Genomic DNA, 16,291 nt, shown 5'->3' on the forward strand with positions numbered 1-16,291 from the left:
CCAGAAATACCACACCTTTTTTAACGCTGCCATTTCGCGCCTCCCGCATTGGATGCGCCTCGGATATTAAGACCTTAGCGGACCCTTCAAGCCATGAACAAAAATCTGCGCTTCAGCCACAAGATCCTGCTTGCAGCCTCCCTTATCGTCATCGCCGCCTTTGCGTTGTTTACCCTCTACAACGACTATCTGCAGCGCAACGCGATTCGCGACGACCTCAACAACTATCTGCACGAGATGGGCGACGTTACCGCCAGCAACATCCAGACCTGGCTCACCGGACGTATCGCCCTGGTGGAAAACGCCGCACAGAACATCGCCATCAACCCTGAAAAAGCCGTCGTCGCCAGCCTGCTGGAGCAGAAAGCGCTGACCTCGTCATTCATGGCGACCTACGTCGGTGACAGCCAGGGCACGTTCACCATCCGCCCTGACACCAAGATGCCCGACGGCTTCGACCCGCGTGTTCGCCCCTGGTACAAGGGCGCCCAGGCCAGTAACGGCTCGACCCTGACCGAACCCTATATCGACGCGGCGACCGGGCAACTGATCATCTCCGTTGCCACGCCAAGCGCCAAGGGCGGCCAGAGCATCGGCGTGGTCGGTGGCGACCTGAGCCTGCAGACCCTGGTGGATAACATCGGCGCGCTGGATTTTGGCGGCATGGGCTATGCGTTCCTGGTCAGCGCCGACGGCAAAGTGCTGGTGCACCCCGATAAAGCCCTGGTGATGAAGACCCTGTCGGACGTTTATCCAAAAGACACGCCGAAGATCAGCGGCGACTTCAGCGAAGTGCAAGCCAATGGCAAGACCAATATCGTGACGTTCACACCGATCAAGGGCCTGCCATCGGTGAACTGGTACCTGGGCGTTTCGGTGGACAAGGACAAGTCTTTCGCCATGCTCAGTGAGTTCCGCACCTCGGCGGTGATCGCCACGATCATCGCGGTGGTGATCATCATCGCCCTGCTCGGCATGCTGATCCGCGTCTTGCTGCAACCTTTGCACCTGATGACCCGCGCCATGCAAGACATTGCCGACGGTGAAGGCGACCTGACCCGCCGCCTGACCATCCAGAACAATGATGAATTCGGCACCTTGGGCAATGCTTTCAACCGCTTCGTCGAGCGCATTCATACCTCGATTCGCGAAGTGTCTTCAGCCACCGAGCACGTCAATGAAGTAGCCCTGCGGGTGGTCAGCGCCTCCAACTCGTCGATGGTCAACTCTGACGAACAGGCCAACCGCACCAACAGTGTCGCTGCCGCCATCAATCAACTGGGGGCCGCAGCCCAGGAGATCGCACGCAACGCCGCCCAAGCCTCCAGTCAGGCCAGCGATGCCAGGCACTTGGCCGAAGACGGCCAGCAGGTGGTTGAACGCAATATCAAGGCGATGACGCAGTTATCCAGCATGATCAGCACCTCAAGCACCAATATCGAAGCACTTAACAGCAAAACGGTGAATATCGGCCAGATTCTTGAGGTGATCACCAGCATTTCCCAGCAAACCAATCTGCTGGCGCTCAATGCGGCGATCGAAGCGGCGCGCGCGGGGGAAGCCGGGCGTGGCTTTGCGGTCGTGGCCGATGAAGTGCGCAACCTCGCTCATCGCACTCAGGAGTCGGCGCAACAGGTGCAGACGATGATCGAAGAGCTACAGGTGGGTGCCCGGGACTCGGTGACTACCATGAGCGAAAGCCAACGCCACAGCCTGGACAGCGTGGAAATCGCCAACCTGGCCGGCGAGCGCCTGAACAGCGTGACCCAGCGCATTGGCGAGATCGACGGCATGAACCAGTCGGTCGCCACCGCAACGGAAGAACAAACCTCGGTGGTGGAGTCGATCAATATGGACATCACCGAGATCAACACCCTCAACCAGGAAGGGGTGGAAAACCTGCAATCGACCCTGCGCGCCTGCTCGGACCTGGAACAACAGGCCTCGCGCTTGAAGCAATTGGTGGGCAGCTTCCGGATCTGAGGTGCCCCCCACCTTAATCCACCTGTAGGAGCGAGCTTGCTCGCGAAAAACGTCAACGATAACGCGGGCTGCCTGAAGAAACGCGGGGTCTGTGAGTTTTTCGCGAGCAAGCTCGCTCCTACAGCGTGCTGTTTGTCCGCTCCCGCCACCGTCATGCTGCGAATCTAAACCGAACATCTATCCTTACCTCAGGTCCATCTAGGGAGAGCAATGGATCGGAGGGATGTTCATCGTGCATATCGCTGACATAACCATGTTCTACGCCCCGGCCAGCGGTGGCGTACGCACTTACCTTGACGCCAAGCACCGGCGTCTGGCGCTCAAGCAGGGCATTCGCCACAGCCTGTTGATTCCTGGCGCACACTTGAGCGAGCAGGACGGCATCTTCAAAGTACCGGCGCCCGCCCTGCCCTTCGGCAAAGGCTATCGCTTCCCCCTTCGTTTGGCGCCTTGGCGAAATGTCCTGCACGATTTACAGCCCGACCTGATCGAAGTTGGCGACCCTTACCTGACCGCGTGGGCCGCGCTGGATGCCCGACGCCAATTGGATGTGCCGGTCATCGGCTTTTACCACTCCGACCTGCCACTGCTGGTGAGCAACCGCATGGGGCCTTGGTTTACCCCCAATGTTGAAGCCTATGTGCGCAAACTCTATGGGAATTTTGACCGAGTGCTCGCCCCCAGCCAGGTAATGGCCGACAAGCTCATCGGGCTTGGCGTCAGAAATGTCTTCGTTCAACCCCTGGGCGTAGACCTGCAAACCTTCACCCCTGAGGTACGTGACCCCGGCCTGCGCGCCGAACTGGGGATTGGCGAAGACACTCGGCTACTGATCTTCGCCGGGCGCGGCTCCAAGGAGAAAAACCTGCCGGTGCTGCTCAACTGCATGAAACGCCTGGGGGAAGGCTACCACTTGCTGCTGGTGGGCTCCGGCATGCCGGCCAGCGTGCCAGACAATGTCACCGTGATTGACGGATTCCGGCCCGCCCAACATGTCGCTCGGTTGATGGCCAGCGCCGACGCCTTACTGCATGGTGGCGACCAGGAGACCTTCGGCCTGGTGATCCTGGAAGCCATGGCCTGCGGTATTCCAGTGGTCGCCGTGGCGGCCGGGGCCTTTACCGAGATTGTCGACGAGCGTTGTGGCCTGCTGTGCGCGCCAAACAACCCCAAGGCCATGGCCGAGGCGGTGCGCGAGCTGTTCAGTACCGACAGCCGACGCCTGGGTGCTCAGGCTCGGCGCCATGTCGAGCAGCATTATGCGTGGGACACGGTAGTCGACAGCCTGCTGGGGCATTACTGCGCCGTGCTGGGCAGCCATGAACCGATGCTCGCCCATGGCTGAGCGCGCGCTGATGCTGGTACTGCACGACGTGGCTCCGCACACCTGGGCCGACTACCGGCCGTTCGTCGAGGCCGTCGATGCACTGGGCCACGTGCCCATCACTTGGCTGGTGGTGCCAGACTTCCATCACCATGACGACTTGGCCGCCCACCGCGATTTTCGGCGCCTGCTCGACAGCCGTGTCGCCAAGGGCGATGAGCTCACCTTGCACGGGTACTACCATTGCGACGACCAACCTCGGCCGCGTACGCCAAAAGAATGGTTTATGCGACGCATCTATACCCACGAAGGCGAGTTTTACCAGCTGTCCGAAGCCGAGGCGTTGCGGCGGTTGACCGCCGGCATTGAGGTATTTGAGCGCAATGGCTGGCCGCTGCATGGCTTTGTTGCGCCCGCCTGGTTGATGAGCGACGGCACCCGGCAGGCATTGCGCCAGTTGCCGCTGAGCTACACCAGCGACCCACAACATCTTTATCGCCTGCCGGACTTCACGCCTATCAACGCCCCCGGCCTGGTGTGGAGCGCCCGCAGCGGCTGGCGCCGGGGATTGTCCAAAATCCTCAGTGATCGCCGTGAACAGCGGTGGCAGGAGGCCCCGCTGATCCGACTGGGTTTGCACCCGGTGGACATGCGCCACAGGTTTTCCCGCGATTATTGGCTAGACACCCTGCAACGCCTGCTCAACGCGGGGCGCGTCCCCCAAACCAAGGCCGCCTGGCTGGCGACGCAGCCATGGGCCGACTGATCTGGTTAGTGTTGGCGCTCTTGGTGGCGCTGGTGATCCCATTGTGGCTGGGCGGCGGCGAAAGCATTGCGCGCCTGCGCCAGTTTCCCTTGCCCCAGTTACTGGGGATGTTCGCCATGATCATTGGCTGCTGGCTGATCAACAGTCTGCGTATCCGCCTGCTGCTTGGCGAGCATCGCGGCGAGTTAGGCCCGCTTAAAAGCCTTGGCGTGGTGATATCCACCGAGTTCGCCATGTGTGCAACACCCGGCGGCAGCGGCGGGCCGTTGACCCTGATGGCCCTGCTGGCACGCAATGGCATCCGCCCCGCCCAAGGCAGCGCGGTGTTTGCCATGGACCAGTTGAGCGACCTAGTGTTTTTTCTCTGCGCACTGGTGGGGATCTTGCTATATGCGCTATTCCATAGCCTCAGCCCGCGTCTGGAGTGGTTGCTGGGGCTCAGCGCCGTGTCGATGGTGGGTGGGGTAATCAGTGGCTGGGCCGTGGTGCATTTTCACCGACGGCTGATTCGCCTGGCGGGTTTGGCACTCAAGGCCATGAAGGTCAGTGCTACCACCCGCCGACGCTGGGCACGCCGGTTGCTGCGTTTTCTTGCGGCGTTCAGCGCCACCCTGAAACTACCCCGGAGCACCTTGCTTGGGGTCTTTGCGCTGACCAGCCTGCATTGGCTGCTGCGTTACAGCGTGCTGTACCTGGCGCTGCGCGGGTTGGGGGGCGAGGTGCAGTGGGCCTGGAGCTTTCTGATCCAGATGTTATCCCTGACTGCCGGGCAGTTCAGCCTGGCGCCAGGCGGGGCCGGCGCTGCGGAGTTGACGTCAGCGGCACTGCTGGCGCCCATGGTGGGCACATCCACAGCGGCTGCGGCGATTCTGATCTGGCGCGCGGTGACCTACTACTTCTATTTGCTGGCCGGTGCGCCAGTGTTTCTATTGATGGTCGGCAAACCGCTGCTCAAGCGTCTTTTTCAGGGGCGGCAGGCTGCTCATCCTGCGCCTGTGTCTGTTCCCATAAACGCGCCGCGCCTGGAAAATCAGTACCATCCTCGGCATCCAGCGCGTCCGGGTCGTAACAACTCAAACAGCCCTCGCCCAAGGTAGCAGGCGCCCGTGAGGTGGCTTTATCGAGCGGGTCGCTCATGGGAATCTCCTGAAACAGAAATAAAAAAGGGCCTGGAGAGTTTTACCTCCAGGCCCCCGTGTCTTTCAATCAAAACCGCTGGGTCAGAAGACCACGGTCTTGTTGCCGTGCACCAACACGCGATCTTCCAGGTGGTAGCGCAAGCCACGGGCCAACACCATCTTTTCGACATCACGGCCGAACCGCACCATGTCTTCAATACTGTCGCTGTGGCTGACGCGCACCACGTCCTGCTCGATGATCGGGCCGGCGTCCAGCTCTTCGGTCACGTAGTGGCAGGTTGCACCAATCAGCTTCACGCCACGCAAGGAAGCCTGGTGATAAGGCTTGGCACCAACAAAGGACGGCAAGAAGCTGTGGTGGATGTTGATCACCTTGCCAGCGTATTCGCGGCACAACTCCGGTGGCAGGATTTGCATGTAGCGCGCCAGCACCACTACATCCGCGTCATGCTGCTTGACCAAGCGCGACACTTCGGCGAATGCCGGCTCCTTGTCCTGTGGGTTGACCGGCACATGGTAATAAGGGATGCCATGCCATTCGACCATGCTGCGCAGGTCGTCATGGTTGGAGATCACGCAGGCAATCTCGCAATCGAGTTCGTCGCTGTGCCAGCGGTGCAGCAGGTCTGCCAGGCAGTGGGATTCGCGGCTGGCCATCAGCACCACGCGTTTCTTCTGCTCTGTATCGGTGATGTGCCAGGTCATTGAAAACTCTTCGGCAATCGGCGCAAACGCCTCGCGGAAGGCTTCCAGGCCAAAGGGCAACGTATCGGCACGGATTTCGTGACGCATGAAAAACCAACCACTGAGATCGTCCGAGTGATGGCTCGCCTCGGTGATCCAGCCATTATGGGAAGCCAGAAAGTTACTGACCTTGGCAACGATGCCAACCCGGTCCGGGCAAGCAATCACCAGCCGAAAAGTGCGCATTAGGGGGAAACTCCAGAACTTCACAAAGGCCGCTATTCTAGCGATTACGCAGAAAAACTGCAGTATTCCCTTGCACCTTATCTTGAGGCATGGCCGTGGTAACACCCCTTAATCGTGTAAGGTTTTACCAGCGCTATATGACGATACAACGGCATGCTCAGGCCGGTAGCAAAAAATTAAGGTGATTATCTTTTGCGCATAACGCTTACTAATTAACTCATCGGCCAGGTTTTCTCCCACACATTCAATGTCATTCGCCTAAATACCGTCTTAAATGTTTACTTGATGAAATTGCCTGACTATTATTAGGCCACTCACCCTGTCAATCAGCGTTCTACATAAGGTAGTCCACATGTCACTGATCAACGAATACCGCGCCACCGAAGAAGCTATCAAAGAGCTGCAAGCCCGTTTGAAGAACCTGTCCGAAGACGACAAGCTGAAAACCGAGCTGGAATTCGAAGGCAAATTGCGCACCCTGATGGGTGAATACTCCAAATCCCTGCGTGACATCATCGCGCTGCTGGATCCAGAGTCGAAAGTTAAAGCACCGCGTGGCGCTGTGAAAACTACCGGCACCAAGCGTGCTCGCAAGGTCAAGCAGTACAAAAACCCGCACAACGGCGAAGTAATTGAAACCAAAGGTGGCAACCACAAAACTCTGAAAGAGTGGAAAGCCAAGTGGGGCGGTGACGTAGTTGAAGGTTGGGCAACCCTGCTGGGCTAAGCCCGGTCGGACGTTCACCCGATACGTCACACATGAAAAACGCCAGCTTGCTGGCGTTTTTTATTGTCTGAATATTCTGTAGTTATGCGCCTACAGATTCAGGCGCGCCGCTAAGGAATCCACATAGTCCTGCCATTGCGCCAGTACCTGGCACTGAAACGATGTAGCACTAACCGCCAACTCCTCACGCGCCTGCTTAAATGCCAAGAGGGTATTCGGCGCCCCCCACTGTGCATCCGACAAACGTTGCTGACAGAAAAGTTTCCAGCGTTGTTGCTCCTCATTGTTCAAGGTTTCAGGAAAGTTACGCGCCCGGTAGCGAAATAATAATTCCGGCAAACGATGATCATCGAACGGCCACTGCTGACGGGCTAATTGCGCGGGCTCTGCCATGCGAACTTGCTCACATAAACGGCGGTCACGGTCACCCATAAAACCATCGTAGAGCTGCTGCTCCGGGTCCGAGTTTGACGCAAAGTCTTCCTCGGCATAAATGGCCGCTAACTTGTCCCGCCAAACTTCCTGTGCGTCAGTTAGCCGCAGCGCCCGCGCGAGGCAAGCTTCCTTATCCAATTGAAGGCGCTCGAGGTCTTGAGGGCGCAGCACCTTCAACGGCGCAACCACCGGGCAGCGGTTGATATGCAGCAACTTGAGCGGAACCGGCAGTTCACCTTCGGCTAGCTCATCGCGGCGCGTGTAAAGACGCTGACGCAGCGTCGTCGCATCCAGGTCCAACAGCCCTTGTGGATCGAGCCCCAGGTCACAGACGATCAAGGCATTGCGATTGCGCGGGTGCCAGGCCAGGGGCAAGACCACGCCCAGATAATGGCGCTCGGCGGAAAAACGCCCGGAGATATGCACCATCGGTTGCAGCAACCGCACCTGATCCATGACCCGTTGCTTGCTGCGCAGTTGAAACAACCATTCATACAACTTCGGTTGTTTCTCTCGGACCAACCGCGCCAGGGCGATGGTTGCACGCACATCCGACAACGCGTCATGGGCCTGGCCATGGTCGATGCCGTTGGCCTCGGTCAAGCGTTCGAGCTTGAGGGTCACACGCCCGTCCTGCTCGGGCCAGTTGATCCCCTCCGGCCGCAGGGCGTAGGCAGTGCGCATCACATCGATCAAGTCCCACCGGCTGTTGCCGCCCTGCCACTCGCGCGCATACGGGTCGAAAAAATTGCGGTACAGACTGTAGCGCGTCATTTCATCGTCGAATCGCAGGGTGTTGTAGCCGGCGCCGCAGGTACCTGGCGCGGCCAGTTCGGCGTGCACCCGAGTCATGAAATCGGCTTCGGCAAGGCCCTTCTCGGCGAGGACACCCGGCGTGATGCCCGTGATCGCGCACGCTGCCGGGTGAGGCAGGATATCGTCGCTGGGCTGGCAATAAAGATTGATCGGCGCACCGATCTCATTGAGCTCAAGGTCGGTGCGGATCCCGGCTACCTGGAGCGGGCGATCGTTGCGCGGGTTGATGCCAGTGGTTTCATAGTCGTACCAGAAAATCGAGGTCACGGGCTATTCCTGTGCTGAAGATCGACAAAGTCTAGGCGCTGCAAGGCGTTGGGAGCCAGCGATACCTGACTGTATAAATATCCAGAAAACCCTCGAATGGTTGCTTCCACCGTCGACACTGCTAGCATCCGTGTCTCTCAAGTCGCCTCGCACTGCCAAGGATCGCAATGCCATCAACGCCTTTGGATACCCACTATCAGATAGAAACGCCGGAGGGCATCGACCTGCCCCTGCGTCCTGCTGGCCTGCCCTCTCGGGCATTGGCCTTTGCATTCGACCTGGGCGCGCGAGGGATCATCATGGGGATCCTGCTAGTGCCGCTGGCGCTGCTCGGCAATGTGGGGATCGGGCTGGGTTCGCTGCTGCTGTTCGTGGTGAGCTGGTGGTACATGGTGTTGTTCGAAGTGCTCAACCACGGCTGCTCGCCGGGCAAGCAGGTCATGGGCCTGCGCGTGGTACAGGATGACGGCACGCCCATTGGCTGGTCGGCATCATTGATCCGCAACCTGCTGCGTTTTGTCGACATGCTGCCCTTCGGTTATTTCCTCGGCGCGATCAGTTGCCTGCAGCATCCGCACTTCAAGCGGCTCGGCGACCTGGCGGCAGGCACGCTGGTGGTCTACCGCGAGCTGCCGCTGGTACGCCCGAGCATCCCTCAAGCACCCGCCCTGCGCCTACCCTTCGCACTGGAGCTGAGCGAACAGCGGGCCATCCTCGGTTTCGCCGAACGCCAGGCGGAACTCTCGGCCGAACGGGTGCATGAACTGGCCACCATCCTCGCAGGGCCCCTGCAGGTGCCTGCACCGCGTGCCGTGGAGCAACTCAACGGTGTAGCCCGTGGCTTGTTGGGGCCGACATGAAGCAAAGCCTTTTTGAAAGCCGCCACCAGCATCAATGGCAAACCTTCGCCGAGCAGTTGAAGCAACTGGAGCAAGGTAAAGCCAAGGCCGCCGATGTCGCCGACTTCCCGCATCAATATCGACGCCTGTGCCAACATCTGGCCCTGGCTCAGCAGCGCGGCTACAGCAGTTACCTGGTCGATCCGTTGCAACAGCTGGCATTGCGCGGCCATCAACAACTGTATCGTCATCGCAGCCAACTGACGGCAAACATACTGGCGTTTCTTCTCGCCGACTTCCCACGCCTGGTACGCGAACAATGGCGCTTCGTGCTGATCGCCGGCCTGCTGTTCTTTGGCAGCCTGGTGGGGATCGCCCTGCTGGTGTACCTGTTCCCCGACCTGGTCTACAGCATCATCAGCCCCCAGCAGGTGGCCGAGATGCAGGGCATGTACAACCCCGATGCCAACCGCCTGGGCCGCGCTGCCGAGCGTGCCGCCAGCGAAGACTGGATGATGTTTGGCTATTACGTGATGCACAACATCGGCATCGCCTTCCAGACCTTTGCTGCCGGCCTGTTGTTTGGCCTGGGCAGTGTGTTCTTCCTGATTTTCAACGGTTTGGTCATAGGTGCGGTCTCCGGGCACCTTACCGACATTGGCTATGGCCAGACCTTCTGGTCGTTTGTCATTGGTCACGGCGCATTCGAGTTGAGCGCCATCACACTGGCCGGTGCCGCAGGCTTGCAACTGGGCTGGTCACTGGTCGCCCCCGGGCGCTTGGCGCGCAGCGAAGCCCTGCGCCTGGCCGCGCGCAAAAGCGTAAGGATGCTCTGTGGTGTCATGGTGTTCCTGTTGATCGCCGCCTTTATCGAAGCCTACTGGTCCTCAACCACTCGCATTGAGCCCTGGATCAAGTACGCGGTAGGCGCCGCCCTCTGGCTGCTGGTGGCCGCTTACCTGACCCTGGCCGGGCGGAGTCGCCATGCGCCTGACTGACGCCAGCGTAGTCATTCGCCCGCGCACTTCCTGGGAAGCCATGGACTTGGGTGTGCTGATGGCCCGGGAACACCGTTTCTTGCTGATGAGCAGTTGGGCGCTGGTGAGCCTTCCGATATTCAGCCTGTTGACGGTGCTGCTCTGGAGTTACCCGTCTCTGGTCATGTTCCTGTTCTGGTGGCTCAAGCCGGCCTTCGACCGCTTGCCGCTGTACATTCTTTCCCAGGCCCTGTTTGCTGAGCCCCCCAGCCTCAAACAGGCCGTTCGCCATTGGCCGCAGTTGCTCAAAGGGCAACTGTTCGCCAGCCTGACCTGGCGGCGGCTGAGCATGAGTCGCAGCTTCACCCTGCCCGTCAGCCAACTGGAAGGCCTGGACGGTGACGCACGTCAACGACGCCTTGGGGTGTTGCTGCAACGTAACGCTGGCGCCGCACGCTGGCTGACGACGATCGGCGTACACCTGGAAATCGGTCTGTGGTTTGGCGGCATGGCCCTGTTCTATCTCTTCATCCCGCAACAGGTTGAACTGGACTGGGACTGGCAACGACTGGTATTGGCATCAGGCTCGGACGTGCTTTGGCTTGAGCACCTGAGCAATGCTTTCTATGCCCTGGTCCTCGTGTTCTGGGAACCCATCTACGTCGCCTGTGGCTTCAGCCTGTACCTCAACCGCCGCACGGTGCTGGAGGCCTGGGACCTGGAACTGGTATTCCGTCGCCTGCGCCAGCGCCTGAACAACGTTGCACCGCTGTTGTTGCTGGTCGTTGGCCTGGCACTGCTACAAATCAGCCCACCGACCATGGCAGATGAAACCACAGCCCATAAGCCACTTAGTACCCAGGCCGCCAGCCAATCCATCCAGGCATTGCTGGAAAAGCCACCTTTCAAGAACCCGGAAACCGTCACACGCTATCGGTTTGGCGAAGAAAAAGCGCCGGTTGAAAACAAGGCCAAGGGCGACAGCAAATTACCCGGCTGGCTCCAGGCACTGCTCGACAACCTTAACAGCGACACCTTCAAATACGTCGCCAAAACCTTGGAAATACTGCTCTGGAGCCTTGTGATTGGCGGCCTGGCCCTGGTGTTCTGGCGTTACCGTGAATGGTTGCTCACGTTCGTCAGCCGCCTCGGACCCACTCGCACTACCGCCCCCTCGCCCGTTCCCGCTCAGTTGTTCGGCTTGGAGCTGGGCGCCGAGACATTGCCCGAAGACATCGCCAGTACCGCCGAACAGCTATGGCCTACTCAGCCACGGGAGGCCCTTGGCCTGCTGTATCGCGGGTTGCTCAGCCGGCTGCTGCATGAGTTCGACCTGCCACTGACAAGCGCCGATACCGAGGGGCAGGTGCTGGAGCGCGTTCATCGTTTGCAACAACCGCAATTACTGGCGTTCAGCGACGAACTGACGCGCCACTGGCAAAACCTGGCCTATGGTCACCGTCTGCCGCCCTCTTCAGCCCAACAAAAACTGTGCAGCGACTGGCGTGCTCTTTTCAGTGAAGGAGCGAGCCAATGAATCGCGCGCTATTGTGGACAGCGCTGTTGTTGGCGTGCCTGCTGGGTGCGGGCGGCTTATATGCCTGGCACAAAGCAATTCCCTACGACGAAGTGGTTGACCGCGGCCCGTCGCCAGAGGCACGCGCCAACCCTTACCTGGCCGCCGAGCACTTTCTACGCCAGCAAGGCGTGGTTGTGGCGCACGCCAATGGCCTTGAACGACTCGCCGACCTGCCTGCCAAAGGCCATAGCCTGTTGCTGCTGGGGGAGCGCAGCAACATGACCCCGCGCCAGGTCGAACAACTACTGGGCTGGGCAAAAGCCGGTGGCCACCTGCTACTGGTCGCCGAGGCATTATGGGATGAGGAATCCGGCACAAGCGGTGACCTGCTGCTTGATCGCCTCACAATCCGCCAAGCCCTGAGCGACACCTTCGACGAACCCGCGCCACCGCGTAAAAAAACCAAGCCGGACCTGACCAAGCTCTATGTCGACAACGAAACCGCCCCGGCGTACTTCAGTTTTGACACCGACTTCAACCTCACCGACCCCAAGCACCTGGCGCAGTTTTCCGCCAACAGCGCCAAGTCCAGCCACCTGATGCAACTTGACCTTGGGCAAGGCCACGTAACGGTGATCACCGACAGCGACCTGTGGAAAACCGCCAATATCGGCAAACATGATAACGCCTGGTTGCTGTGGTACCTGAACCAGGGCACTGACGTCACCCTGCTGTTCAACAGCGACACAGACGATCTGTTTACTCTATTGCTCCGTTATTTCCCCCAGGCCCTCGTCGCCCTGGTTGCGCTGCTTGCTCTGGGGCTGTGGCAGGCAGGCATGCGCCAAGGCCCGATCCAGGCACCGGATCCCAAGGCGCGTCGCCAGTTGCAGGAACACTTGAAGGCCAGCGCGGACTTCCTATTGCGCCGCAGCGGCCAGGGCACGTTGTTGCAAGCCTTGCGACACGACATTCTGCGCGCAGCCCGGCGACGTCATCCCGGGTTCGAACACCTCGATGCGCCAAGGCAACGGCAGGTGCTGGAACACCTTACGCGACAACCCCCTCACATCATCAGCCAGGCGCTTGAGCCCGTTGCGCTGAAGCGGCTCTCCAACGCCGACTTCAGCCGACAGGTGGCGCACCTGCAAACCCTCAGGAATGCCTTATGAGCGACTCTCCACTGGCCACCACCCTGACCGCCGAAAAGCTTCAGCACGCCAGCCAGCAGGCCCAGGCGCTGCGCGTGGAATTGCGCAAGGTCGTGATTGGCCAGGACCTTGTGATTGACGACGTGCTCACCGCCCTGATCGCAGGCGGCCACGTATTGCTGGAAGGCGTGCCTGGCCTGGGCAAGACCCTGCTGGTACGCGCCCTGGCCCGCTGTTTTGGCGGTGATTTCGCCCGTATCCAGTTCACCCCGGACCTGATGCCCAGCGATGTCACCGGCCACGCCGTGTATGACCTGCAGACCGAACAGTTCAAACTGCGCAAGGGGCCGATATTCACCCACCTGTTGCTGGCCGATGAGATCAACCGTGCCCCCGCCAAGACCCAGGCAGCGCTGCTGGAAGCCATGCAGGAACGTCAAGTGACCCTGGAGGGCGAGGCGTTGCCCATCGGCCAGCCCTTCATGGTGCTGGCGACCCAGAACCCCATCGAACAGGAAGGCACCTACCCACTGCCCGAGGCCGAGCTGGACCGGTTCATGCTCAAGGTGCGAATGGACTACCCAGATGCTCTACAAGAGCTGGATATGGTCCGCGAAGTGACGCGCTCGTCCAAGGCCGACATGCTGGAGGTACAGCCGTTGCGTACGGTGCTGCAAGCCGCGGACGTAGTAACGATGCAGCAAATTGCCAGTGACCTGCCACTGGATGAGCAGGTGCTCGACTACGCCGTGCGCCTGGCCCGTGCCACGCGCAGTTGGCCGGGGCTGGCCATCGGTGCCGGCCCCAGGGCCTCCATCGCCCTGGTACGCGGGGCACGCGCCCGTGCGCTGTTGCGCGGTGGCGAATTCGTCACCCCCGATGACATCAAGGGCTGCGCCCTGGCGGTACTGCGTCACCGGGTACGCATCGCACCAGAACTGGACATCGACGGCTTGGAAGTCGACCAGGTGCTCCAGCAGTTACTCGACCAGATTGCAGCACCAAGGCAATGACGCGGCCATGAAACCGACTCGTCTGCTGCTGACCTGGCTGGGCGTTCTGCTCGGTTTGAACATCTTGTTGGGCGCCTCGGCAGCGTTGCAGTTCAAAGTGCCCGCCACCTTTCATTCGGTAGCCTGGGGCCTGCTGCTGGCCCTGTTGCTGCTGGCGATGCTGGATGCTGCACGCTTGCGTCGCCGCCCTTCGGCCCGCGTGTACAGAACATTGCCTGGTAGCCTGGCGCTGGGGCGCTGGGAAGAAATACGCCTGTGCCTGGAGCACGACTACCCGCAACCTCTGACCGTGCAGGTGTTCGATCACGTGCCCGATGGCCTGGCTGTGGAGAACCTGCCTCAATCCATTCAACTACGCCCCGGTGAGCGTGCCGAGCTGGGCTATCGCGTGCGCCCCTTGCGGCGCGGGCACTTCCATTTCAGTCGCTGCGAACTGCTGCTGCCCAGCCCATTGGGGCTGTGGTCGGGACGACGCTGGGTCGAGACTCACGATGCCACTCGTGTTTACCCGGATTTCGCACGTTTATACGGTGCGCAGTTGCGGGGTGTGGATAACTGGCTCAGCCAACTGGGCGTGCGCCAACATCAGCGGCGAGGATTAGGCCTGGAGTTTCATCAACTGCGGGAGTTTCGTGAAGGTGACAGCCTGCGCCAGATCGACTGGAAAGCCACCGCCCGCCAACGAACGCCCATTGCCCGGGAATACCAGGACGAACGCGACCAGCAAATCGTGTTCATGCTCGATTGCGGCCAGCACATGCGCAGCCAGGATGATGAACTGTCCCATTTTGACCACGCGCTCAATGCCTGCCTGCTGCTGAGCTACGTTGCCTTGAGACAGGGCGATGCCGTAGGGCTGTGCACGTTTGCCAGCGACCAGCCGCGCTACCTGAAGCCGGTCAGGGGCAGTGGCCAATTGAACCTGTTGCTCAATGCGGTCTATGACCTGCAGACCACGCGAAAAACCGCCGACTACCAGGCGGCCGCCAGCCAGTTGTTGGCACGTCAAAAACGCCGGGCGCTGGTGATCATCGTCACCAACCTGCGGGATGAGGAGGATGAAGCGCTGATGGCTGCCGTCCAGCGTATCGGCAGGCATCACCGGGTACTGGTGGCCAGCCTGAGGGAAGAGGTCCTCGACCAACTACGCCAGGCGCCTGTGCAGACACTGCCCGAAGCGCTGGCTTACAGCGGCACGATCGATTACCTCAACACCCGCAACCAACGCCATGATCGCTTGAGTGCTCATGGCCTGTCGGTGCTGGATACCTTGCCATCGGCGCTGGGTGCCGGGCTGGTCACGCGCTATCTGGAGTGGAAAAAGGCCGGGGTATTTTGAGGATGACTGCGCAGGGGCATGGCCAGGAAACGGCCACGACCCCACGCATAATTCAGACAGAGGCCTGCAAAGGATAAAAGCTGAAGTACTGCAACAGCGCGTTGATCAGGTGCCGGTACTCTTCGGGCGCCTCAAGCACGCTGAACCCCGAGTCGTAATGCTGCGGGGTGACATCTTCATGGCTCCACAAGCAGGTTGTCGTGAGGTCAATTGCCTTGAACTCGCCCTGCGCCACCGGCACTTTCAAGCGCAGCTCGAAATCCACGTCGGTCATCATGGGTAACGAGCTGATCAGCATCAGACCGTTTTCAGACACATTTCCAAGATAGCCGATTGGCTTGTCAGTAATACGATTGAACACCTGCAGAAAATACGGCAGTTGATGCCGCTCGATCCGTCGTTCGGTAAACATGGTGAAGTCGCCATTCAATAGCCAAAAATCTGGCCGTGCCAGTGATTCGGAACAAGCAATCGCTCGCTCTCCCTGGATCTCGGTGTGACAACAGCTACCGCTTGTCACCAAACAGCTGCCGAATCCGGGCATTGCATCCGTTCGAATGGGTACTGCACAAACAGACATTCAAAGAATAGCGCAAGACTGGCGACAGGCCAGCCATGAAGCGACAAATACCCTTACAACGACGCAGGCCTTGGTTTTGCCAGGCCTGCAGCCGGCAGATGCCCCAGTTGCTGCAAGGTATCGAGCCGCGCACGGGCTCGATAGGCGTACTCGCTCGACGGGTAGTGGCCGATGATGAACTGATAGGTCTGTGCGGCATCGACAAAGAGTTTCTGGCGTTCCAGGCACTGCCCACGCAACATCGAAACCTCCGGTTGCACGTAGCGGCGAGTTCGGCTCTCGCGATCGACCTGGGACAACTCCAGGGTGACACGCTGGCAATCACCGACCCCATAGGCACGGTAAGCGTTGTTCAAATGGTGGTCCATCGACCAGCGGGTACAGCCGACAACACTGACGGCCAGGGCAGCAACGAGCAAAATTCGCATGGGGTTCTCCTGTCTTGTGCAATGTATCGACCCCTGGTCGAAAATCTTCAAGGCGTTT

At 60.0% G+C, this 16,291-nt stretch carries 15 protein-coding genes and 1 pseudogene; 12 read left to right on the forward strand and 4 right to left on the reverse strand.

The features are described 5' to 3' along the window. Nucleotides 1-93: 93 nt before the first annotated feature. From HBO10_RS15065 to HBO10_RS15080, 5 genes and pseudogenes are all read left to right on the forward strand, one after another. Nucleotides 94-1,983, forward strand: coding sequence for a methyl-accepting chemotaxis protein (locus HBO10_RS15065; protein WP_034128593.1), 1,890 nt, complete (start codon nucleotides 94-96; stop codon nucleotides 1,981-1,983). A gap of 36 nt (nucleotides 1,984-2,019) precedes the next feature. After that, nucleotides 2,020-2,106: pseudogene (locus HBO10_RS31345) on the forward strand (outer membrane lipoprotein carrier protein LolA); the annotation flags it as partial. 100 nt (nucleotides 2,107-2,206) lie between these two features. Then, the gene (locus HBO10_RS15070) at nucleotides 2,207-3,328 is read left to right on the forward strand and encodes a glycosyltransferase family 1 protein (protein WP_034128594.1); all 1,122 of its coding nucleotides are present in this window, start codon (nucleotides 2,207-2,209) and stop codon (nucleotides 3,326-3,328) included. After that, complete coding sequence (locus HBO10_RS15075; RefSeq protein ID WP_034128595.1) at nucleotides 3,321-4,073, forward strand: polysaccharide deacetylase family protein; 753 nt, start codon at nucleotides 3,321-3,323, stop codon at nucleotides 4,071-4,073. The genes HBO10_RS15070 and HBO10_RS15075 overlap by 8 nt, the downstream gene beginning before the upstream one ends. Further along, the gene (locus HBO10_RS15080) at nucleotides 4,061-5,170 is read left to right on the forward strand and encodes a lysylphosphatidylglycerol synthase transmembrane domain-containing protein (RefSeq protein WP_034128596.1); all 1,110 of its coding nucleotides are present in this window, start codon (nucleotides 4,061-4,063) and stop codon (nucleotides 5,168-5,170) included. The genes HBO10_RS15075 and HBO10_RS15080 overlap by 13 nt, the downstream gene beginning before the upstream one ends. Before the next feature lie 123 nt (nucleotides 5,171-5,293). On the opposite strand, the gene purU is transcribed toward HBO10_RS15080, so the two are convergent. After that, nucleotides 5,294-6,142, reverse strand: coding sequence for a formyltetrahydrofolate deformylase (gene purU, locus HBO10_RS15085; RefSeq protein ID WP_019821236.1), 849 nt, complete (start codon nucleotides 6,140-6,142; stop codon nucleotides 5,294-5,296). 352 nt (nucleotides 6,143-6,494) lie between these two features. Between purU and mvaT the strand changes: the two genes are divergently transcribed. Then, the gene (mvaT, locus tag HBO10_RS15090; protein ID WP_019821235.1) at nucleotides 6,495-6,869 is read left to right on the forward strand and encodes a histone-like nucleoid-structuring protein MvaT; all 375 of its coding nucleotides are present in this window, start codon (nucleotides 6,495-6,497) and stop codon (nucleotides 6,867-6,869) included. Between the two features lie 90 nt (nucleotides 6,870-6,959). Here mvaT and sbcB read toward each other — a convergent pair whose 3' ends face one another. Further along, nucleotides 6,960-8,387, reverse strand: a complete 1,428-nt coding sequence (gene sbcB, locus HBO10_RS15095; RefSeq protein WP_034128597.1) for an exodeoxyribonuclease I — start codon at nucleotides 8,385-8,387, stop codon at nucleotides 6,960-6,962. Nucleotides 8,388-8,554: 167 nt separating this feature from the next. Between sbcB and HBO10_RS15100 the strand changes: the two genes are divergently transcribed. From HBO10_RS15100 to HBO10_RS15125, 6 genes are read left to right on the forward strand one after another with little or no spacing between them, the layout of a single operon-like run. Further along, nucleotides 8,555-9,247, forward strand: a complete 693-nt coding sequence (locus HBO10_RS15100; RefSeq protein ID WP_034128598.1) for an RDD family protein — start codon at nucleotides 8,555-8,557, stop codon at nucleotides 9,245-9,247. Continuing rightward, on the forward strand, nucleotides 9,244-10,224 hold the full coding sequence (locus HBO10_RS15105; RefSeq protein WP_034128599.1) for a stage II sporulation protein M: 981 nt from the start codon (nucleotides 9,244-9,246) through the stop codon (nucleotides 10,222-10,224). Before HBO10_RS15100 ends, HBO10_RS15105 begins: the two co-directional genes overlap by 4 nt. Continuing rightward, nucleotides 10,211-11,740, forward strand: coding sequence for a DUF4129 domain-containing protein (locus tag HBO10_RS15110; protein WP_034128600.1), 1,530 nt, complete (start codon nucleotides 10,211-10,213; stop codon nucleotides 11,738-11,740). Before HBO10_RS15105 ends, HBO10_RS15110 begins: the two co-directional genes overlap by 14 nt. Next, nucleotides 11,737-12,894, forward strand: coding sequence for a DUF4350 domain-containing protein (locus tag HBO10_RS15115; RefSeq protein WP_034128601.1), 1,158 nt, complete (start codon nucleotides 11,737-11,739; stop codon nucleotides 12,892-12,894). Before HBO10_RS15110 ends, HBO10_RS15115 begins: the two co-directional genes overlap by 4 nt. Beyond that, nucleotides 12,891-13,886 (forward strand): MoxR family ATPase, encoded by a 996-nt coding sequence (locus HBO10_RS15120; protein WP_034128602.1) that lies wholly within the window; start codon nucleotides 12,891-12,893, stop codon nucleotides 13,884-13,886. The genes HBO10_RS15115 and HBO10_RS15120 overlap by 4 nt, the downstream gene beginning before the upstream one ends. A gap of 7 nt (nucleotides 13,887-13,893) precedes the next feature. After that, nucleotides 13,894-15,225 carry a DUF58 domain-containing protein gene (locus HBO10_RS15125; RefSeq protein ID WP_034128603.1) on the forward strand — a complete coding sequence of 444 codons (1,332 nt, stop codon included), beginning with the start codon at nucleotides 13,894-13,896 and terminating at the stop codon, nucleotides 15,223-15,225. Between the two features lie 52 nt (nucleotides 15,226-15,277). Here HBO10_RS15125 and HBO10_RS15130 read toward each other — a convergent pair whose 3' ends face one another. Beyond that, a complete protein-coding gene (locus HBO10_RS15130; protein WP_034128604.1) occupies nucleotides 15,278-15,637 on the reverse strand; it encodes a PilZ domain-containing protein in 360 nt (119 codons plus the stop codon). A 221-nt stretch (nucleotides 15,638-15,858) separates the two neighbouring features. Next, on the reverse strand, nucleotides 15,859-16,233 hold the full coding sequence (locus HBO10_RS15135; protein WP_003193903.1) for a hypothetical protein: 375 nt from the start codon (nucleotides 16,231-16,233) through the stop codon (nucleotides 15,859-15,861). Nucleotides 16,234-16,291: the final 58 nt, after the last annotated feature.

This window comes from Pseudomonas sp. WS 5503 (assembly GCF_012985385.1).
Lineage (GTDB): Bacteria > Pseudomonadota > Gammaproteobacteria > Pseudomonadales > Pseudomonadaceae > Aquipseudomonas > Aquipseudomonas paracarnis.